General features: G+C 72.4%; 19 protein-coding genes. 15 read left to right on the top strand and 4 right to left on the bottom strand.

Going from position 1 to position 19,895, the window contains the following annotated elements; genetic code table 11:
- Positions 1–933, top strand: a 933-nt coding sequence (locus ABZ809_RS11355; RefSeq protein WP_357562357.1) for a trypsin-like peptidase domain-containing protein, incomplete at its 5' end; no start/stop codon positions are given.
- A gap of 79 nt (positions 934–1,012) precedes the next feature.
- A complete protein-coding gene (locus ABZ809_RS11350; protein ID WP_357562356.1) occupies positions 1,013–1,858 on the top strand; it encodes a hypothetical protein in 846 nt (281 codons plus the stop codon).
- Positions 1,859–1,874: 16 nt separating this feature from the next.
- Here the strand turns inward: ABZ809_RS11350 and ABZ809_RS11345 are convergent, their stop codons facing one another.
- Complete coding sequence (locus tag ABZ809_RS11345; protein WP_357562355.1) at positions 1,875–2,447, bottom strand: DUF3000 domain-containing protein; 573 nt, start codon at positions 2,445–2,447, stop codon at positions 1,875–1,877.
- 126 nt (positions 2,448–2,573) lie between these two features.
- On the opposite strand from ABZ809_RS11345, the gene hemE reads away from it, so the two are divergent.
- Genes hemE through hemQ form a run of 3 tightly spaced genes read left to right on the top strand, consistent with a single transcriptional unit; the run spans position 2,574 to position 5,784 of the window.
- Positions 2,574–3,671 (top strand): uroporphyrinogen decarboxylase, encoded by a 1,098-nt coding sequence (hemE, locus tag ABZ809_RS11340; protein ID WP_357562354.1) that lies wholly within the window; start codon positions 2,574–2,576, stop codon positions 3,669–3,671.
- A gap of 5 nt (positions 3,672–3,676) precedes the next feature.
- Positions 3,677–5,086 (top strand): protoporphyrinogen oxidase, encoded by a 1,410-nt coding sequence (gene hemG / locus ABZ809_RS11335; protein WP_357562353.1) that lies wholly within the window; start codon positions 3,677–3,679, stop codon positions 5,084–5,086.
- Positions 5,083–5,784 carry a hydrogen peroxide-dependent heme synthase gene (gene hemQ, locus ABZ809_RS11330; protein ID WP_357562352.1) on the top strand — a complete coding sequence of 234 codons (702 nt, stop codon included), beginning with the start codon at positions 5,083–5,085 and terminating at the stop codon, positions 5,782–5,784. The genes hemG and hemQ overlap by 4 nt, the downstream gene beginning before the upstream one ends.
- Before the next feature lie 399 nt (positions 5,785–6,183).
- Here hemQ and ABZ809_RS11325 read toward each other — a convergent pair whose 3' ends face one another.
- The 3 genes from ABZ809_RS11325 to ABZ809_RS11315 all read right to left on the bottom strand — a co-directional run bounded on the left by ABZ809_RS11325 (position 6,184) and on the right by ABZ809_RS11315 (position 8,152).
- Positions 6,184–7,272, bottom strand: coding sequence for a lytic polysaccharide monooxygenase (locus tag ABZ809_RS11325; RefSeq protein ID WP_357562351.1), 1,089 nt, complete (start codon positions 7,270–7,272; stop codon positions 6,184–6,186).
- A 109-nt stretch (positions 7,273–7,381) separates the two neighbouring features.
- The gene (locus tag ABZ809_RS11320) at positions 7,382–7,843 is read right to left on the bottom strand and encodes a GNAT family N-acetyltransferase (RefSeq protein WP_357562350.1); all 462 of its coding nucleotides are present in this window, start codon (positions 7,841–7,843) and stop codon (positions 7,382–7,384) included.
- 48 nt (positions 7,844–7,891) lie between these two features.
- Complete coding sequence (locus tag ABZ809_RS11315) at positions 7,892–8,152, bottom strand: Prokaryotic metallothionein (protein WP_357562349.1); 261 nt, start codon at positions 8,150–8,152, stop codon at positions 7,892–7,894.
- 197 nt (positions 8,153–8,349) lie between these two features.
- On the opposite strand from ABZ809_RS11315, the gene ABZ809_RS11310 reads away from it, so the two are divergent.
- From ABZ809_RS11310 to ABZ809_RS11265, 10 genes are all read left to right on the top strand, one after another.
- Positions 8,350–9,090, top strand: a complete 741-nt coding sequence (locus ABZ809_RS11310; RefSeq protein ID WP_357562348.1) for a lytic polysaccharide monooxygenase — start codon at positions 8,350–8,352, stop codon at positions 9,088–9,090.
- Between the two features lie 64 nt (positions 9,091–9,154).
- Complete coding sequence (locus ABZ809_RS11305; RefSeq protein ID WP_357562347.1) at positions 9,155–9,733, top strand: DUF305 domain-containing protein; 579 nt, start codon at positions 9,155–9,157, stop codon at positions 9,731–9,733.
- Between the two features lie 35 nt (positions 9,734–9,768).
- Entirely contained in the window at positions 9,769–10,458 is a 690-nt protein-coding gene (locus ABZ809_RS11300; RefSeq protein WP_357562346.1) for a ThuA domain-containing protein, read from the top strand.
- A gap of 93 nt (positions 10,459–10,551) precedes the next feature.
- Positions 10,552–11,808, top strand: a complete 1,257-nt coding sequence (locus tag ABZ809_RS11295) for an ROK family transcriptional regulator (RefSeq protein ID WP_357562345.1) — start codon at positions 10,552–10,554, stop codon at positions 11,806–11,808.
- 264 nt (positions 11,809–12,072) lie between these two features.
- On the top strand, positions 12,073–13,266 hold the full coding sequence (locus tag ABZ809_RS11290; protein ID WP_357562344.1) for an extracellular solute-binding protein: 1,194 nt from the start codon (positions 12,073–12,075) through the stop codon (positions 13,264–13,266).
- A 66-nt stretch (positions 13,267–13,332) separates the two neighbouring features.
- Positions 13,333–14,220 (top strand): sugar ABC transporter permease, encoded by an 888-nt coding sequence (locus ABZ809_RS11285; protein ID WP_357562343.1) that lies wholly within the window; start codon positions 13,333–13,335, stop codon positions 14,218–14,220.
- Positions 14,207–15,031 carry a carbohydrate ABC transporter permease gene (locus ABZ809_RS11280; RefSeq protein WP_357562342.1) on the top strand — a complete coding sequence of 275 codons (825 nt, stop codon included), beginning with the start codon at positions 14,207–14,209 and terminating at the stop codon, positions 15,029–15,031. The genes ABZ809_RS11285 and ABZ809_RS11280 overlap by 14 nt, the downstream gene beginning before the upstream one ends.
- Positions 15,032–15,069: 38 nt before the next feature.
- Positions 15,070–16,755: a cellulase family glycosylhydrolase gene (locus tag ABZ809_RS11275; RefSeq protein WP_357562341.1), complete on the top strand. Its 1,686-nt coding sequence runs from the start codon at positions 15,070–15,072 to the stop codon at positions 16,753–16,755.
- A complete protein-coding gene (locus ABZ809_RS11270; protein WP_357562340.1) occupies positions 16,752–18,854 on the top strand; it encodes a DUF2264 domain-containing protein in 2,103 nt (700 codons plus the stop codon). The genes ABZ809_RS11275 and ABZ809_RS11270 overlap by 4 nt, the downstream gene beginning before the upstream one ends.
- Entirely contained in the window at positions 18,851–19,852 is a 1,002-nt protein-coding gene (locus ABZ809_RS11265) for a hydroxyacid dehydrogenase (RefSeq protein ID WP_357562339.1), read from the top strand. Before ABZ809_RS11270 ends, ABZ809_RS11265 begins: the two co-directional genes overlap by 4 nt.
- Positions 19,853–19,895 lie beyond the last annotated feature (43 nt).

The following is a 19,895-nucleotide window of genomic DNA, read 5'->3' as shown; positions in this document are numbered from 1 at the left end:
CCCGGGGTCACCCCCGGCGCCGGCTGGCCCCCCGCCGCCGGGCCGACCAGCCCCGGCGTCGCCGGCCAGCCGCCGGCACCCGGTCCTCCGCAGATCTCCGGGCCGGCGCAGCCGTACGCCGCCGGGCCCGTCCCGCCGGGTGCCGCGCCGGCGGCCAGGGGGCGTGGGCTCACCATCACCGCTCTCGTGCTCGCCGGCGTACTGGCCGTGGTGGCGGGCGTGCAGGCGTTCCAGATCCACCGGCTCTCGGAGCGGCTCGGCGACACCGACAGCAGGGTGGCGGCGGGGCAGGCGGCCGCCGGCAGCCGGCTCGACGACCTGGAGTCCCGGGCGGGGGCGTTGGAGAAGCAGGCCGGCGCCGCGTTCAACCCGGAGGCCGTGGCCAGCGCGGTGCTGCCCAGCGTGTTCCGGGTCCGGGCCGGCAACTCCACCGGCACCGCGTTCGCGATCGGCAAGCCGGCCAGCGGCGGCGGCACGAACCTGTTCACCAACTTCCACGTCGTGGAGTCGCTCTGGCGCACCGGTGAGCGGGAGGTCTTCCTGGAGCGCACCGACCAGCGCTTCCCGGCGACCATCGTCCGGGTCGACGAGGCCAACGACGTCGCCCACCTGCAGACCGACGGCAAGTTCGCCGGGCTGTCCGCCGCGCCCGCCGCGGTGAAGTCCGGGCAGCAGATCGTGGTCGTCGGCGCGCCGCTCGGCCTGGAGGACAGCGTCACCACCGGTGTGGTGAGCGCCTTCCGCGAGGCCGGCGGCGGCGAGGGCCCGGTCATCCAGTTCGACGCCCCGATCAACCCCGGCAACTCGGGCGGTCCGGTGATCAACGGCAGCAAGCAGGTCGTCGGCATCGCCACCGCCAAGGCCCGCAACGCCGAGGGCATCGGCCTCGCCGTGCCGATCAAGGTCGCCTGCGACGGCTTCAAGATCTGCTGACCTCGTCAGCGCCCGACCCGCACCCCCGTCGGTCCGGCGGAGTACGCCGCACAGGACCAGCACACGTGGAGGAATCGAGATGTCCCAGCCACCGACCGGGCCGGAGGGCTACCCGCCCTACCCGCCGGCCCCGTCCGGTCAGCCGCCGTCGGGCGGCGCCCCGCACGGCAACACGTACGGCAGCCCCCGCCAGTACACACCGGAACAGCAGTACGGTGCGGCCCAGCCGGCGCCCCAGCAGTACGGTTCGGCCCAGCCCGCCGCGTACCCGCAGTCGTCGCCGCCGGTCGGACCCGCCGGCTACCCGCAGTCCGCCCCGCCGGCGTCGGCCGGCTTCGCTCCGGGCGGTGCGGTGCCCCACGCCGGCCAGGTCTCCGTCCCGCCCGCCGGCGGATCGGCGTTCGGCCCGCCGATGTCCGTGCCGCCGGCCTCGGGTCCCGGGTACGGGCCCCCGATGTCCGCGCCGCCCGGCTCCGTGCCGCCCTTCGGCGCCCCCGCGCCGGGCGGCGCCGGCAAGAGCCACAAGGTGCTGATCCTGGCCGTGGTGGCCGGGCTGCTCTTCGTCCTGGGCGGGGTGATGACCGGCCTGTACGTGACGACCAACAGCGAGCTGAGCCGGACCGAGAAGAAGATGGCCAGCGAGGTCAGCCAGCGCGACGGCACCATCGCGGCGAACGTCAAGGAGATCGAGAAGCTCAAGGTCGACCTCCAGGCGGTGCGGGACAAGCTGGGCGACACCGAGCAGGACCTCACCGGCACCCGCAACGACCGGGACGAGCAGGCCCGGCAGAAGAAAGTCATCGCCAACTGCCTCGACAAGCTCACCACCGCGCTCGCCGCGGCGGCGAACAACAACAAGGCCGCCTACGACAAGGCTGTCCAGGGCATGGACAAGGTCTGCAACGAGGCCGAGAAGTATCTGTGAGGTGACCCGCCCGGGGTCAGGCCGCGCCGGCGGGGCGACGCTCCGGCAGCGCGGTCACCCCGGGCGGGGGCAGCCCCGCCGTCGAGGCCAACAGCGCGCACCAGGCGAGCAGATGCGGGCCGAGGTCGTCGTCGACCGGCGTCCAGGAGGCGCGGATCTCGATGTCGCCGGTCGCGGGCGGCCCGGCCAGCTCGCCGAACCGGGTCGACATGGTCTGGGTGATCGTGCCGCCGATCGCCCGATGACCGGCGTCCTGCGTGTCCAGCGCGTCGGTCAGCCACGTCCAGCCGACTCCGGGCAGCAGCGGGTCGGCGGCCAGGTCGACCTCCATCTCCGCGGTCACGTAGGTGACCAGCCGCAGGGTGCCCTGCCACGCCTCGTGGCCGGCCGGGTCGTGCAGCAGGATCAGCCGCCCCGAGGCCACCTCGTCGTCGTCGCGCAGGACGACGGCGGAGAGCGCGAAGGCGTACGGGGCGAGTCGTTGCGGGGCGCCGACCTCCTCCAGCACGATCTCCGACCGGGGCACCGCGGACCGTAGCCCGGCGACCGCGCGGGCGAAGGTCTCCGGGAGCGCGATCGGGGGGGCCATGCCGGCAGCCTATGCCGCCGTCCGGCCGGCCGCCCGAAAGGCGCGCCGACGCCGCCGGGCTGACGGGGGTCACAAAAGGCGGCGCTGCCCGCTGCCGTCCGTCATCCGCGTGGCACGATTGCCGCGATGACCACCACTGCGACGGGCGCCGACGCCCGAGACGAAGACCCCCGCCCCGGCGGACCGGCCGACTCGCCCTTCGTCCGGGCCTGCCGGCGCGAGCCCGGCCCGCACACCCCCGTCTGGTTCATGCGTCAGGCCGGCCGGTCGCTGCCGGAGTACCGCGCGATCCGGGCCAACGTGGCGATGCTGGAATCCTGCCGCCGGCCCGACCTGGTCACCGAGATCACGCTCCAACCCGTGCGCCGGCACGGGGTCGACGCCGCGATCCTGTTCAGCGACATCGTGGTGCCGGTCGCCGCCGCCGGGGTGGACCTGGACATCGTGCCCGGCACCGGCCCGGTGGTCGCCGAGCCCGTGCGCACCCTCGACGACGTGGACCGGATCCGGCCGATCACCCGCGACGACGTCTCCTATGTGGACGAGGCGGTCCGGTTGCTCGTCGCCGAACTGGGCGACACCCCGCTGATCGGCTTCGCCGGCGCGCCGTTCACGCTGGCCAGCTACCTGGTCGAGGGCGGCCCGTCGCGTACCCACGCGAAGACCAAGGCGCTCATGTACGGCCAGCCGGAGCTCTGGCACGCGCTCTGCGCCCGGCTGGCGGAGGTGACGCTGGCGTTCCTGCGCGTCCAGGTGGCCGCCGGGGTCTCCGCGGTGCAGCTCTTCGACTCCTGGGCCGGCGCGCTGTCGGAGGCCGACTACCGCCGCTTCGTGCTGCCGCACTCGGCCGGGGTCCTGGCCGGGTTGGCCGACGCGGGCGTGCCCCGGATCCACTTCGGGGTGGGCACCGCCGAACTGCTCGGCGCGATGGGCGAGGCCGGCGCCGACGTGGTCGGCGTCGACTGGCGTACGCCGCTGGACGAGGCGACCCGGCGGATCGGTCCGGACCGGGCCGTGCAGGGCAACCTCGACCCGTGTGTGCTGCTCGCGCCGTGGCCGGTGGTCGAGGGCGAGGTGCGGCGGATCCTGGAGCAGGGCCGGGCCGCCCCCGGGCACGTGTTCAACCTGGGGCACGGGGTGTTGCCGGAGACCGATCCCGAGGTGCTGACCCGGGTGGTGGCCCTGGTGCACGAGCTGTCCGCCCGGCCGGCCGAGCGAGGCTGAGCGACATGCGGACGCCGTGGCGGGTGGCGGTGGTCGGCGGCGGGATCGCCGGGCTGGCCGCCGCGGTCCGGCTCCGCGACCGGGCCCCCGCCGGCACCGAGATCACCGTGTACGAGCAGTCCGGCGCGCTCGGCGGCAAGCTGCGCACCGGCGAGCTGGCGGGCTCGACTGTGGAGTTCGGCGCCGAGTCGTTCCTGATGCGCGACCCGGCCGGGGGCGAGTCGGCCGCCGTGGCCCTGGTCCGCCGGCTCGGCCTGGGCGAGCGGATCGTGCACCCCACCGTCGGGCAGGCCGCGCTCGCCGTCGACGGCGGGCTGCGCCCGATCCCGGGCGGCACGCTGGTCGGCGTACCCGGGGATCTGGAGCGGGTGACGACGGTCGCGCGCCCGACGGCGGACGCCGACGTCGACGCCGGCCGGCCGCTGCTGGGTGCGGACGAGGACGTCTCCGTCGGTGCGCTGGTCCGGGGCCGGTTCGGCGACGAGGTTGTCGACCGGCTGGTCGACCCGATGCTCGGCGGCGTCTACGCGGGCCGGGCCGACGACCTCTCCCTGGCGACCACCATGCCCGCGCTGGCCCGGGCGGCCCGGGTGGAGCACACCCTGGTCGGTGCGGTCCGCGCCGCGCAGGCGGCGGCCCCCCGCGCGCCGGGCGCCCCGGTCTTCGGCACCCTGGCCGGCGGCCTCAGCACGCTGGTCGCGGCGGCGGCGCAGGCCAGCGGGGCGACGATCCGGCACGGCGCGGCGGTACGCGAGCTGACCCCGACCGGCGCCGGCTGGCGGCTGACCGTCGGCCCCACCCGCGAGGCGGAGCTGGTCGACGTCGACGCCGTGGTGCTCGCCGTGCCGGCCCGGCCGGCGGCCCGGCTGCTCGGCGGTCCGGCCCCGGCGGTGGCCGAGGGCGTCGGCGGGCTGGACTACGCCAGCGTCGCGCTGCTCACCCTGGCGCTGCCCGAGCCCCGGTTGCCGGAGTTGTCCGGCTTCCTGGTGCCGAGCACCGAGGGCCTGCTGATCAAGGCGTCGACCTTCTTCACCACGAAGTGGGGGCACCTGCGGCGGAGCGACGGGGTGGCGCTGGTGCGCGCCTCCGTCGGCCGGTACGGCGAGGAACGCCAGGTGCAGCGCACCGACGAGGACCTGGCCGCCACCGTGCACCGGGAGCTGTCGGCGGTGCTCGGCGTGCCGCTGCCCGCCCCGGTCGCCGGCCACGTGCAGCGCTGGGGCGGGTCACTGCCGCAGTACACCCCGGGTCACGCCGACCGGGTGGCCGCCGCGCGGGCGGCCCTGCGGGCGAGCCATCCGACGCTGGTCCTGGCCGGCGCCGGGTACGACGGAGTCGGCATCCCGGTCTGCGTCCGCTCCGGCGAGACGGCGGCCGAGGAGATCATCACAGCACTGGGAGGATCGGGGACATGACCGAGCAGACCAACGCGGCCCGGGTGCGGGAACTCAACGCCAGCATCCGCTACACCATGTGGTCGGTGTACCGGGCCACCGGCCCGCTTCCGTCGCTGCGCGAGAACGTCACCGGCGAGGTCGAGGCGCTCTTCGCGGAGCTGGCGAGCAAGGACGTGGTCGTCCGCGGCACGTACGACGTCGCGGGGCTGCGCGCCGACGCCGACCTGATGATCTGGTGGCACTCCGAGTCCAGCGACGCCCTCCAGGACGCCTACCTGCGGTTCCGCCGCACCACCCTGGGCCGGGCGCTCACCCCGGTCTGGTCGCAGATGGCCCTGCACCGGCCGGCGGAGTTCAACAAGAGCCACATCCCGGCCTTCCTCGCCGGTGAGGAGGCGCGTCCGTACCTCTGCGTCTACCCGTTCGTCCGCTCGTACGAGTGGTACCTGCTGCCGGACGCCGAGCGGCGCGAGCTGCTCGCCGAGCACGGCAAGATGGCCCGCGGCTACCCGGACGTGCGGGCCAACACGGTCGCCTCGTTCGCGCTCGGCGACTACGAGTGGATGCTCGCGTTCGAGGCCGACGAGCTGCACCGGATCGTCGACCTGATGCGCGACCTGCGGGGCTCCGGCGCCCGCCGGCACGTGCGGGAGGAGATCCCCTTCTACACCGGCCGCCGCCGCTCGGTCGCCGACATCGTCCACGGCCTCGTCTGACGCGGAGCCTTGCCGGCTGGTCCCCGGGCCGGCGGGTGGTGCCCGAGACGGTTGCCGACGTGCCCCGGCCCGGGGCTGGTTGCCCGGCCCGGACCCTGCTGCGGTCGGTGGTGATACGACCGTGGGCGCGCTGTCGAGCTGCCCCTGTGTATGGGGCACCGGGTCATGGGGGCACCGGGCCGGCCCGAATAGGGCATTCCCGGCGTCATCGCGGTGACCGGGCCGGAAGGCTGGTCCTATCGGTGGGGCAGCTCGACAGCGGCCCGAGGGAGATGTCGATCCCCGTCGGCTCCCGCCTTGCCGCGGCGGCCCAGAGGCGTCACGACGTGGCGGGGGCCGGCCGGGGCGCGTCCCGGAGGGAGTGGGGCGCGTCCCCGGCCGGGGTCTCCTCCGGCGGGCTCAGACGGCGGTGGTGCAGGTGAGCGCCGGAATGTTGTTGCTGCCGCCTGACGAGCCGACGAAGCCGAACGTGGTGCTCGCGCCGGGGCCGAGCGCGCCGTTGTGGGCGGCGTTGCGGGCGACGACCCGGGTGCCGCTGCTGGTGACGGTCGCGTTCCAGGCGGAGGTGATCTGCTGACCGTCGGCATAGGTCCAGGTCACGGACCAGCCCCTGATCGCCCCGCCGCCGGCGGTCACCTGCACCTCACCCTGGAACCCGCCGGTCCACTGCCCGGTCACCCGGTACGTCGCCGTGCACGCCCCGGCCGGCGGCGGGGTGCTGGGCGGGGGAGTGCTGGGCGGCGGCGTGCTGGGCGGAGGCGTGCTCGGCGGCGGGGTGCTGGGCGGCGGCGTGCCTGGCCCGCCGGAGAAGTCCACGTCGCTGCACAGGTAGTACGACTGGTCCATGTGGCTGGCCTGCCAGATGGTGTAGACGATGTGCCGGCCCGTCCGTCCCGGCGCGGTCGCCGGCACCTGGATCGACACGCCCTGCGCCTCGGGCGTCCACTGGTTGGCGGGGGTGTTGCCGATCTGGCCGGTCAGTTCCAGGTCGTCCCAGCCCAGCGGCTCGGTGAGTGGGTTGAAGCCCTGCCTGGTCACGTACACCCGGATGTAGTCCGCGCCGTGGCTGGCCTGGTCGTAGAGCTTGATGCGGAAGTTGCTGGTCAGCGGGGCGGTCTTCCATGCGCCGATCGTGTCCATGGCGTTGTAGCGACCGCCCTCGGCGCGGCCGCCGGAGCAGAGCTGCCCGTCGGGGATGCCGGCCTGGTGGTTGCCGGCGAGGCCCTCGCGGTACAGGCCGTTCCAGTTCCACATGGCGTTCGGGTTGGCCTGCCAGGCCTGCCAGCACATCGGGTCCTCGGTGGCCATCCGGGGATTCTGGAAGTCGCTGCCCCAGCGCTGCCAGCAGCCGTAGTTGCGGGTCGCCGGGTCCACCACGGAGCCGTGCGCCGACACGGGGTTGGCCAGGGCCGTGGTCAGCACCAGCACGGCGGTCGCCGCGACGGCGAGTAGCCACGCCAGGCGGGATGTTCGAAGATGAGTGGACATTGGAGCCCTCCGGGAAGAGGTCGGACGACGACGCCCGGACGGCCGGGAGTTGCCCCTCCCGTACGCGTTGCGTGGCTTCCGCGACGGCTCTTTCCGCAGGTTGTCACATCTATCGGATCTGGTCAATGCCTTCCCGGCGCATCGGGGTGTGCGGGATGCCGTCCTCGACGTAGTCGGGGCCGCTGACGGCGAAGCCGAGGCGGGCGTAGAAGCCGACCAGGTGGGACTGCGCCTCCAGCACGCACGGGGCGTCACCGACGGCCTCCAGCGCCGCGGCCATCAGCCGGCCGGCGTGACCACCGCCGCGCGCGTGCGGCGCGACCACCACCCGCCCGATCCGCGCCACCCCGCCCGGGTCGGCCAGGATCCGCAGGTACGCCAGCGGCGCGCCGTGCTGGTCGTCGAGCCACAGGTGCCGGGTCCCCGGCTCGACGTCGCGCCCGTCGAGTTCGGGGTAGGGGCAGGCCTGCTCGACCACGAACACGTCGATGCGCAGCCGCAGCAGGTCGTGGAAGGTGCGGGCGTCCAGGTCGGCGAACAGGGCGGCGTGCACCCCGGGGGTCTGTGGCACCCCGCGATGGTAGGCCCCGCCCGCCGGCCCGTCGGCCGCCGCCCGAGGTCAGGCGGGGCGGGCGCCGACGGCGTCGCGGATCTCGGCGCCCTGGGTGCCCTCCTCCGCGCGGGCGCAGTGGGCGCAGCAGAAGAACCGGCCGGACACCTCCACCCCGTGCCCGACGATCTTGACCTCGCAGTGTTCGCAGATCGGCGCCAGCTTGTGGGCGGCGCACTCGAAGCAGTCGAAGGTGTGCACGTCACCGCTGACGGTCCGCACCTCGAACGCCATCCAGTAGTCGTTGCCGCAGACCTCGCACGTTGCCATGACAGAACCCCCCGAACCGGACGTGTTTCCCCAAGCCTGCGGCACGGGCCCGGGGTGGGAGGACGAAATGGTTCAAGTCGGTGCGGGCGGCCGGCGCGTCAGGCGAGGTTTTTATCGACAGGAGTCTTTACTGTTAACAAGGTTTAATTTATGTTGGATGGCACCTCACCAGGCCAAAGCCCGAAGGAGCCGCCACCATGCGTCGAAGAATCACGTTCCCACTCATGGCCACAGGCGCCGTCCTGTCCACCCTGGCCGTCGCGGCGCCCGCCCAGGCGCACGGCTACGTGTCCGGGCCGCCGAGCCGGCAGGCGCTCTGCGCGCAGGGCCGGGTCCCGGACTGCGGGCAGATCAAGTACGAGCCGCAGAGCGTCGAGGGGCCGAAAGGGCTGCGCAACTGCCACGCGGGGATCGCCCATTTCGCCGTGCTGAACGACGACAGCCGGGGCTGGCCGGCCACCTCGGTCGGCAGCACGGTCACCTTCACCTGGACCAACACCGTCCTGCACGCCACCAGCAACTGGGAGTACTTCATCGGCGGCACCCGGGTGGCGGTCTTCGACGGCGGCGGTCGGCCGCCGGGGTACACCGTCTCGCACACCGTCAACCTGGGCGGCTGGTCGGGGCGGCAGAAGCTCCTCGCGGTGTGGAACATCGGGGACACGGCCAACGCGTTCTACTCCTGCGTCGACCTCCAGATCGGCGGGGGAGGGGGCCCGTCGCCCACCCCGAGCCCGACGCCGCCGGCCCCGACGCCCACCCCGTCCGCGTCCCCGACCAACCCGCCCGCGCCGGGCGGCACCTGGACGACGGGCCGGGCCTACCAGGTCGGGGACCAGGTCACCTACGGCGGGCTGACGTACCGCTGCCGGCAGGCGCACACGGCGATCCCGGGCTGGGAACCGCCAAACGTGCCGGCGCTCTGGAGCCAGGTCTGACCGCGCGGGTGCGGCCCGTCGTTGACGCCGCCGCACCCGTCACCACGACGGAGGGAGTGTGACCGTGCGACGGCTGCCCGCGGTCGCCCTGACCGCTGCCCTGCTGGTGACCACCGGCTGCGCCCCCGGGGCCGCGCCGGTGCCCCCGGCGCCACCCGGATCCACCGCGTCGGCCGAGGCCGCGATGAACGGCCTCGACGTGGTGTTCCTGACCACCATGGTGGCGCACACCGAACGGACGCTGGAGATCACCGGGCTGGGCCGCGACCGGGTCACCGACGCGCGGCTGCGCACCCTGGTCGCCGCCATCGAGGTCACCGAGGCCGACGAACTGGCCACGCTGCGCGGCTGGCTGCGGGAGGCCGGGCCGGCCGCGACGGGGGGCGGCCACCGGCACGACCACAACCATGGCGACGGCGACTCCCTGGCCCGGCTGCGGGCCGCCCCGGACGGCGCCGTCGACCCCGTCCTGCGCCAGGTGCTCGCCGAGCACCAGCAGGCGGCGGCCGACCTGGCCCGGTCGCACCAGACGGTCGGCAGCAGCCCGCGGGTACGCGACTTCGCCCGGCGCGTCGAGCAGTCGCGTACCGCCGAGGTGTCGCTGCTGTCCGGCGGGCCGGACGCCCGGGACGAGCCGGCGTGACCTGGCCGTGGTCCCGGGTTGGCAGTATGTGCCGCATGAGCTTCGAGATCATTGTTTTCAGCCGGACGGCCGGATTCCGTCACGACTCGATCGGCGACGGTGTCCGAGCCGTCCAGTGGCTCGGTCGGGAGCACGACTTCACCGTCACCGCCACCGAGGACGCCGGTCTGTTCACGCCGGACCGGCTGGCCGAGGTCGCCGCGGTGGTGTTCCTGAACACCTCGGGTGAGGTGCTGGACGCGGCCCAGCAACGGGCGTTCGAGTCGTACATCGGCAACGGCGGCGGCTATGTCGGCGTACACGCCGCCGCCACCACCGGTTACTCGTGGCCGTTCTACGGCCGGCTCGTCGGGGCGTACTTCGTCGATCACCCGGAGGTGCAGCGGGCGACGATCCGGGTCGAGGACCACGATCATCCGGCCACCGCCCACCTCGGAGCGACCTGGATCCGCCGGGACGAGTGGTACAACCACCGGTGCAGCGTCCGGCCCGCCGCCCGGGTCCTGCTCTCGGTGGACGAGGCTTCCTACCACGGTGGAACGATGGGTGTCGATCATCCGCACGCGTGGTGCGCCGAGGTCGCGGGCGGCAGGTCGTTCTACACCGCTGGCGGCCACACCAGCGAGTCGTACGATGAACCGGATTTCCGGACGCACCTGCTGGGCGGAATCAGGTGGGCGGCCGGCGGTCGGTCCGGCGTGGATGACGCTCCGGTAGCTGGGTGACGGGTAGGGTACGGACACCCTCTGCGGTTGACCGCACACTGGTATGTACCCTTACCTCACATCTTGAGTAATGCAATGAGAAAGGCGGCGGGAATGCGCGCACGCGGGCCCAGTACGGTTCGAGACCTGCGGCGCAGCAACCGGTCCGTCCTGCTGACCACCCTCTACTTCGAGGGTCCGCTGAGCCGGCAGGAGCTGATCCAGGCCACGGGGCTGAGCAGCGCCAGCGTCAGCAACGTGACCAACGAGTTGATCGAGTCCGGTGCCGTGGTGGAGGCGGGTGCGGTCGACTCGGAGGGTGGCCGGCCCCGCATCCTGTTGCGGGTCAATCCCGCCCGGGGCTTCGTGGTCGGCGTCAGCATCGGCTCCCGCCGGCTGGTGGCCGGCGCCTTCGACCTCGCCCTGCGCGAACGTTCCCGGGTCACCGTTCCCCTGGAGGCCGGGAGCCACGATCCGGACGAGGTGGTGGGCCGGGTGCTCGGCGCTGTGGAGAAGGTGCTCGACAGTGCCGGCAACGGCTCCGCGCCGGTACTCGGTCTGGGCGTGGGCGTCTCCGGTGTCGTGGAGCACGGGCCGGAGACACGGGTCAGCGACCAGACGATGGGCTGGACGCAGGTGCCGTTGGCGCACCTGCTGCGGGCCGGTACCGATCTGCCGCTGTTCATCGACAACGGGGCCAAGAACATGGGCCAGGCGGAGATCTGGTTCGGCGCCGGTCGGGGGACCCGGCAGTCCGTGATCGCCCTGGTCAGCTCCGGGGTGGGCGCGGCCATCGTGACCAACGGCACGATCTACCAGGGCGCCAGCAGCAGCGCTGGCGAGTGGGGGCACATGACGGTGGAGGTGGGGGGCCGCCGTTGCCGGTGCGGCGCGCACGGCTGCCTGGAGGCGTACGTCGGGGCCGGCGCGGTGATCGAGCGCTACCACCAGCTCGCCGGACTGCGGCAGCCGCCGCAACTGGACGAGGAGGCCGTACTGACCCGGATCGTCGAGGCGGCGGAGACCTCGGAGGCCGCGCGGCAGGTGCTCGACGAGACGGCCCTCTACCTCGGGGTCGGCGTCGCCAACCTGGTCAACCTGATCAACCCTGAGCGGATCGTCCTCGGTGGCTGGGCGGGTCTGCTGCTGGGGTCCGCGACGCTCACCCGGATCCGCGAGGTGGCCCGGCAGAACGCGTTGCAGGCGCCGTTCGCCCGTACCTCGATCGAATTGGCCCGGCTCGGCGCGGACGCCGCCATCGTGGGTGCGGCCAGCCTTCCGGTCGCCGAGTTCCTGCGTGGCGGCGGCGTCTGGGTGCCGGATCAGGCCGCGCCGCGTTCGATCTCCCGGCAGGTGCTGGTCAGCGACTGACCCGGGCCCGGGCTGTTCGCCGAGCGGTGCGCCCCGCGCGCCGCGCCTGTCCGTCTCGACGCCGGTTCCCGACTTGTCCACGACCGACGGTGAGTCGGCGATCACCCAGGTGAACCGGCAGGAGCAATCACGTTACGGTCCTTGACACCCTCTTTGCTTGCGAGTTAACTCATGCCGTGTATTAAGTCGACAAGGAGAAGAAAGGGCTGGTGGATTGAGGTGAGAACACGCGCGGCAGCGGCTTTCCTGGCGGCACTCACGCTGGTGTCCGTCGGAAGCGCAGCGTGCGGCGGCGGCGAGGACGCTGGCGACGCAAAGTCCATCGAGATCTGGACGATGGGCGACAAGGGCAAGGCGATGGACGAGGTCGGTGCCGAATTCACCAAGGAGACCGGCATCGAGCTCAAGGTCCAGTCGATCCCGTGGAAGAACGCCCGGGACAAGATCTCGACTGCGATCGCCTCGGGCAAGGGGCCCGACGTGGTGCAGGTCGGGCACTCCTTTCTCGCCGAGTTCTCGGATGCCGGAGCCCTGCTGGACCTGAGCGACAAGCTCGCCGGAAGTCCGGACCTGGCCGCTGACAACTTCTTCCCGGCGTCCGCGGAGACCATGAAGGTCGGCGGCAAGGTGGCGAGCGTGCCGTGGATCGCCGACACCCGGGTGCTCTTCTACCGCACCGACGTGCTGGCCTCGGCCGGCTACCCGAAGGCTCCGGCCACCTGGGAGGAGACGAAGAGCGCGGCCACCAAACTCGCCGCCCGGGGCGACGGCAACTACGGCATCGGGCTCAACACCGACGACCAGTTCCTGCCGATCATCCTCACCTGGGGTGCCGGCGGCGAGGTCGCCCAGGGCGCCCAGGCCACGTTCGACACCCCGCAGTTCCGGCGCGCGGTGGAGTTCGAGCAGAGCTTCTTCGCCAGCGGGCTGACCCCGAAGAAGGCTCAGCCGGACCCGGACATGGTGCAGGGTTTCAAGACCGGCAGGATCCCGATGTTCGTCAGCGGGCCCTACATGGCCACGCTGTTGAAGGCCCAGGCTCCGGAACTGGCCGGCAAGTGGGCGGTCGCGCCGATGCCGAAGGACCAGTCCGGCACGTCGTTGATGGCCGGGTCGAACCTGGCGATCTTCAGTAAGTCCACGAAGGTCGACCAGTCGTTGCAGCTGATGGCCTACCTCGGCCGCAAGGCGACCCAGGAGAAGTGGTTCCAGATCACCAACGACCTGCCCGCCCGGCAGGACGCCCTGGAGGCGCTGAGCAGCGGCGGTGACGCCAACCTCGCCGTCTACCACCAGCAGCTGCAGAACGCCAAGATCGTTCCGCAGATCAAGGCCTGGGGCGCGGTGGCGCCGGAGATGGTCCGCGCCGTGCAGAAGGTGTGCATCGGCGGGGATCCGCTGGACGCGACGATCTCGTCGTTCGCCGCGAAGGCCAAGGAACTGACCGCCGCCAAGTAGGGCCGACCCCCATCCGCCGCTGGTCGCGGCGGCGGGTGGGGCGACCCGTGCACGCCAGGGAGTGTCATGCGCAAGCTGTCGCGCCACCGCGCAGCGCTGATCTTCGTCGGACCGGCAGTGGTCCTGCTCGCCGTCTTCGTGGTGGCCCCGATCTTCGTGGCACTCGCCGCCAGCTTCAGTGACCTGGACCTGCGCGGCCTGGCCGACCCGTCCAGCGTCGACTTCGTCGGCCTGGACAACTACCGACGACTGCTGACCGACCCGCTGTTCGGCACGGCGGCGCTGAACACGGTGCTGTACGTCGTGATCGGGGTGCCGCTGATCGTGGTCTGCGCGATGGCGATCGCCCTGCTGCTCAACGTGGGGACCAGCCGGTTGTTCCAGGGGTTGCGGGCGGCCTACTTCCTGCCCGCCATCACCAACATCGTGGCTGTCGCGGTGATCTGGGGATACCTCTACAACACCGACAGCGGCCTGATCAACTATCTGCTCTCGACCGGCGGCGTCGAACCGGTCCCCTGGCTGGACCAGCCGGTCGTCGCGAAGCTGAGCCTCATCCTCGTCGGGGTCTGGAAGGGCGCCGGCTTCAACATGATCATCTTCTTGGCCGCCCTCCAGGGCATTCCGCGCGAGTACTACGAGGCGGCCGAACTGGACGGCGCGGGCCCCTGGCAGCGACTGACCCGGATCACCATTCCGCTGCTGCGCTACGCGACGTTCTTCGTCACGGTGACCACGACGATCGCCTGGATCCAGTTCTTCGAGGAGCCGTTCGTGATGACCGACGGCGGGCCGCTGGACGGCACCCTGTCCATCGCGCTGTTCATCTACCAGAAGGGCTTCAACCTGTCCGACTTCGGCTACGCCTCGGCCGCGTCGATGGTGTTGTTCCTGAGCATCCTGCTGGTCACGGCGGTGCAATTCCGGCTGCGGAGGGCCGATGTCGAATACTAGGTCGCGACTGGCACGCGCCACGGTCGCCACGGTCCTGCTCGTCGGCGCCGTCCTGTTCTCCGTCCCGTTCCTCTGGATGCTCTCCGGGTCGGTCAAACCGGAGAGCGAGGTGCTCGACATCCCGCCGACCCTGTGGCCGCGGGATTTCACCTGGGACAACTACACCCAGCTCTTCGACAGCCTCGACTTCGGCGTGTACCTCGTCAACACGTTGCTGGTGGTGGCGCTCTCCCTCGTCGGGTTGCTGCTGCGCGCCATGGCCGGGTACGGATTCGCCAAGTTCGACTTCCCGGCGAAGGGCCCGATCTACGTGGTCGTGCTGGCCACCATGATGATCCCCGACCAGGTCACCATGATCCCGACGTACCTGATCCTCAACCAGCTCGGCCTGACCAACACCCTCACCGGCATCGTGCTGCCCGGACTGGTCTCGGCGTTCAGCGTCTTCCTGTTCCGGCAGTTCTTCAGCACGGTGCCGAACGAGCTGCTGGAGGCGGGCCGGCTCGACGGTGCCGGTGAGATCCGCGTCTTCCTGCGGGTGGTGCTGCCGGTCTCCGGGCCGATCCTGGCGATCCAGGCGCTCCTGACCTTCATCGCGTCGTGGAACAGCTTCCTCTGGCCGCTGATCGTCGCCACCGACCAGGACAAGTACACGCTCTCGGTCGGTCTGGCCCTGCTGGAGGGCCAGTACTCCAGCAACTACGGCGTCCTGATGGCCGGCGCCGCGGTCATGGTGCTGCCGATCCTGGTGGTCTTCGTGCTCTGCCAACGCTATGTGGTCCGCGGCTTCATGATGTCGGGCCTCAAGTGACCGGTGTGGTGACAACAACTGAGATGGATGTCAGACAAGTGAACGGAACGGTGGGCATGACCGGGTTCCTGCGCCGACAGGGGCAGCAAATCGTCGACGGCACCGGTGCGCCGATCCTCCTGCGGGGTGTCGGGATCGGCAACTGGTGGCTGCCCGAGGGCTACATGTGGCGCTTCGGCGACGCCGCGGCGAGCCCCCGGGCCATCGAGAAGGTGATTTCGGACCTGATCGGCCCGGACGACGCGGTGCGGTTCTGGCGTCGGTACCGGGACGAGTACGTGAGCGAGGCGGACATCGCGCGGATGGCCGCCGAGGGCTGGAACTCCGTCCGGCTCCCGCTCAACGCCCGTTACCTGATGGCCGACGACGGCACCTTCGACGAGGCGGCGTTCGGGCTGGTCGACCGCTTCATGGACTGGTGCCGGCGGCACGGGGTCTACGTCGTGGTCGACCTGCACGGCGCGCCCGGCGGCCAGACCGGGACCAACATCGACGACTCGCCCAACAACTACCCCGAGCTGTTCGTCTCCACCGACCACCAGGACGCGACCGTACGGCTGTGGCGTGAACTGGCCCGGCGGTACCGGGACGAGCCGATCGTTGCCGGCTACGACCTGCTCAACGAGCCGCTGCCCCGGGACTTCCAGTACAAGTACCCGCGGGAACTGGTGGCGCTCTACAAGCGGCTGATCGCCGAGATCCGCGAGATCGACCCCGACCACATGATCATCCTGGAGGGCAGCAACTGGGCCCGCAACTGGAGCATCTTCGACGAGCTGTGGGACGACAACGTCCTGTTGCAGTTCCACAAGTACTGGAACTCGCCGGACCGCGACCAGATCCAGGAGTACCTCGACAAGCGCGCCGAACTCGACGTGCCGATCTACATGGGCGAGGGCGGGGAGAACAACAACGGCTGGTACCAGGCCTCCTCCCAGCTCTACGAGGACCACGACATCTCCTGGAACTTCTGGACCTGGAAGAAGTTGTCCAAGCGGAACTCGCCCGCCACCATCCGGGAACCCGCCGACTGGCAGAAGATCGTCGACTACGTCCACGGCGGGGAGCGGCCCGACCGGGAGACCGCCCGCCGGGCCTTCGACGAGTTCCTCGACAACCTGGCCCTCGACCGGTGCGACTACCGCACCGACGTGGTCAACGCGGTGATGCGGCGGGCGCCGCTGCGGCTGGAGGGCGAGTACTTCGGTCACCTCGGTGAAGGGGTGTCCTACGGCGTCACGAGCCCCGGCACGCCGCTGGCGGGCTTCCGGGAGTCCGACCGGGTCACCGTCCGCTACCGGGCCGAGGTCGTCGCCGAGGCGACCGGCGTACCCGCCGCGCCGGCCGCCCCGGAAGCGGCGACCTTCGTGCCCGGCGCCACCCCCGCCGAGGGGCCGAACTTCCGGCACAACCTCGGGCAGCCGCGCGCCGACGACGAGGTGATGGTGGTCTGCCTGGCCGCCGGGGACTGGCTGGCCTACGAGGTGAACACGACGGCTCCGGGCGGCCTGCGGATCCGCCCGGAGACCCTGCCCGGGGGCATCGGCGGCCTGCTCGTCGAGGTCGACGGCACCGTGCTGACCGGCGACCGGGTGCTGCCGGCCGGCCGGCACACCGTGACCGTCCGGGCTGTGGACGGTCCCGTCGTGCTCGATCACCTCGACGTCGAACCGACGCCCCCGACGTCTCCGATGTCCTCGGCGGCAGCGGCGGGCACGGCGTGACCGACCTGCCCGCCCCGGACCCGGTCAATGCCCCGTACACCGGCTACCGACGGGCGCACTGGGAGCACCTCGCCGACCGGATGCTGCTCGCCGCCCGGCGGTACGGCTCACCGGGGCACGCCCTGATCGACCTGCCCGGCCCCAGCAGCGCCTCGGGCCGGTGGAGCGACGGGCTGGAGGGGTACGCCCGGACCTTCCTGCTGGCCGCGTTCCGCGTCGCCGGGGCCGACGGCGCGGACCCGCACGGCCTGCTCGACCGGTACGCCGAAGGTCTGGCCGCCGGGGTCGACCCGGCCTCGCCCGAGCGCTGGCCCACGCTGCCCGAGCGGCGTCAGGCCCGGGTGGAGGCCGCGTCGGTGGCGATCGCGTTGCACGAGACCCGCCGGTGGCTGTGGGACCTGCTCGACGACCGGGTGCGCAACCAGGTCGTCGACTGGCTGTCGCCCTTCCTGGGCACCTCCGACTACGACAACAACTGGATCTGGTTCCAGAACATCGCCGAGGCGTTCCTCCGCTCGGTCGGTGGTCCGTGGCTGGCCGAGGACATCCAGCGGAACCTGGACCGGCACGACGGTTGGTACGTCGGCAACGGCTGGTACTCCGACGGCGACTCCGGTGGCGGTCGACGGCAGAACTTCGACTACTACAGCGGCTGGGCCATGCACTTCTACCCGCTGTGGTACCACCGGATCCTCGGCGAGCCGCCCGACCCGGTGCACCGGGAGCGGCTGTCCCGGTACCTGGCCGACGCGCGGCACCTGGTCGGCGCCGAGGGGCGCCCCCTGATCCAGGGGCGGTCGCTGACCTACCGGTTCGCCATGCTCGCGCCGTTCTGGACCGGTGCGCTGTTCGACGCGACGCCGCTGCGTCCCGGGGAGACCCGCCGGCTGGCCAGCGGGGTGCTGCGGCACTTCGTCGACGCCGGGGCGCCGGATGCGGACGGCCTGCTGCCGATCGGCTGGCACGGTGCGTTTCCGCGGATCCGGCAGACCTACACCGGGCCGGGATCGCCCTACTGGGCCAGCAAGGCCTTCGCCGGTCTGCTGCTGCCCGAGGGGCATCCGGTCTGGACCGCGACCGAGGAGCCGCTGCCGGTGGAGCGTGCCGACAGCCTGCTCTCGCTGCGCGGGCCGGGGTGGGTGGTCTCCGCGACGACGACCGACGGGATCGTCCGGGTCGCCAACCACGGCAGCGACCACCTGCCGGGCCGGCAGGCCGAACTGGACAACCCGTTCTATCTCCGGCATGCCTACAGCACCCACACCGCCCCGGACCTGTCCGCCGCCGACCTGCGGGAGCCGGTCGACTCGCACGTGGCACTGCTGGATCCCGCAGGTCGACTCTCGCATCGGGGCCGGATCGAACGGGCCGGTCAGGGGGATACCTGGGCCTCCTCGCACTGCCGGCCGATGTGGCTGGACCTCTCCACCACCGGCGGGCCGGCCGCCACCTGGTACGGCCTGCGGACCGGCCCCTGGCTGACCACCGCCTCGATCCTGCGCGGCCCGATCGAGGTACGCCTGGTCCGGGTGGGCACGGTGGGCGTCCGCCTGGCCGAGCCGGCGGACGCCGGACCCGGCTCGACCGGATCAGCCGCCGGACCCGGCTCGACCGGATCAGCCGTCGGACCGGGCTCGACCGGATCAGCCGTCGGACCCGGCTCGACCGGATCAGCCGCCGGACCGGGCTCTACCGGACCGGGCGCCGGTGAGGATCCGGAGGCGCACTGGCACGCCGACCCGGGGCCGTGGCGGCTGCACCTCGGCGGGTACCCGGTGGCCGGTGAACAGGTCGAGACAACCACCGGAGCGGACTGGGCCCGGGTGACCGGGCCCGATGGCCTGGTCAGCGCCGTTCACGGGCTGCACGGCTTCGACCGGACCGGGACGAGCCAGCAGCAGGACGCCAGCCCGTTGGGCCACCGGTCGGCGGTGCCCTGGCTGCGCACGGCCGGGCCGGTGCGGTCCGGTGACGTATTCGCCGCGGCGGTCGTGTTGGCCGGTGGCCGCGTCGCACCACCGGAGGTCACGGTGCGGATCGGGGTGGACTCGGTCACCGTCCGGTGGTCGGACGGCAACACGGAGACGGTGCCCCTGTGACCCGCCGCCCGGAAACCCTGCTGGCCATGGACGAGACCGCCTACCGGACGTTGTTCGACCGTACCCGCCTCGACCGGCTGCACCGGCTGGCGCGGCTCGACGACCCGGTATGGGTCCCGGACCTCGGCACCGCTGCCGCCCGCCGCCGACTGGCGGAGGTGGAGGTGCTGGTCACCGGCTGGGGCTGCCCGCCGCTGGACGAGCGGGTGCTGGCCGGTGCACCACGACTGCGCGCCGTGCTGCACGCCGCGGGCACGGTCAAGGACCACGTGACCGAGGCGTGCTGGGCCCGAGGCCTGCTGGTCACCTCGGCCGCCGAGGCCAACGCGATGCCGGTCGCCGAGTACACGGTGGCGGCCGTCCTCTTCGCCGGTAAGCGTGTCCCGCACGCGGCGGCACTGTCCCGCGCGCACCGGCGATGGGTGCACGCTCCCGGCGAGCGGTCGAATCTGCACCGGACCGTCGGCCTGGTCGGCTACTCCCGGATCGGCCGTCGGGTCGCTCGGCTGCTGCGGCCGTACGACCTGCGGGTCCTGGTGGCCGACCCGTACGCCGACCCCGGGGCGGTGGCCGACGCGGGCGCCACCCTGGTCGACCTGGACGACCTGCTCGGCGCCAGTGACGTGGTGAGTCTGCACGCACCGGCCCTGCCCCAGACCCGGCACATGATCGACGCCCGCCGGCTGGCGCTGCTGCCGGCCGGCGCGACGTTGATCAATACGGCGCGGGGCATGCTGGTCGACACCGGGGCGCTCGCCGCGGAGTGCGTCACCGGCCGGATCTCGGCCGTGCTCGACGTGACCGACCCCGAGCCGCTGCCGGCGGACTCGCCGTTGTGGACCCTGCCCAACGTGCTCGTCACCCCACACGTCGCCGGCTCGCTCGACGGCGAGGTCCGGCGGCTGGCCGACGCCGCGATCGAGGAAGTGCAGCGGTACGCCCGGGGCGACGCCCCGGCGCACGCCGTGCTCCGGGAGGAACTGGTCCGGATCGCCTGACCATCCTCCCGGAGCACCTTCATGATCGCCCATCGCAGGAGCC

It is taken from the genome of Micromonospora sp. NPDC047074 (assembly GCF_040643815.1).
GTDB lineage: Bacteria > Actinomycetota > Actinomycetes > Mycobacteriales > Micromonosporaceae > Micromonospora.
The sequence above is the reverse complement of the archived record's forward strand: the minus strand, read 5'-3'. Positions and strand labels throughout refer to the sequence as shown.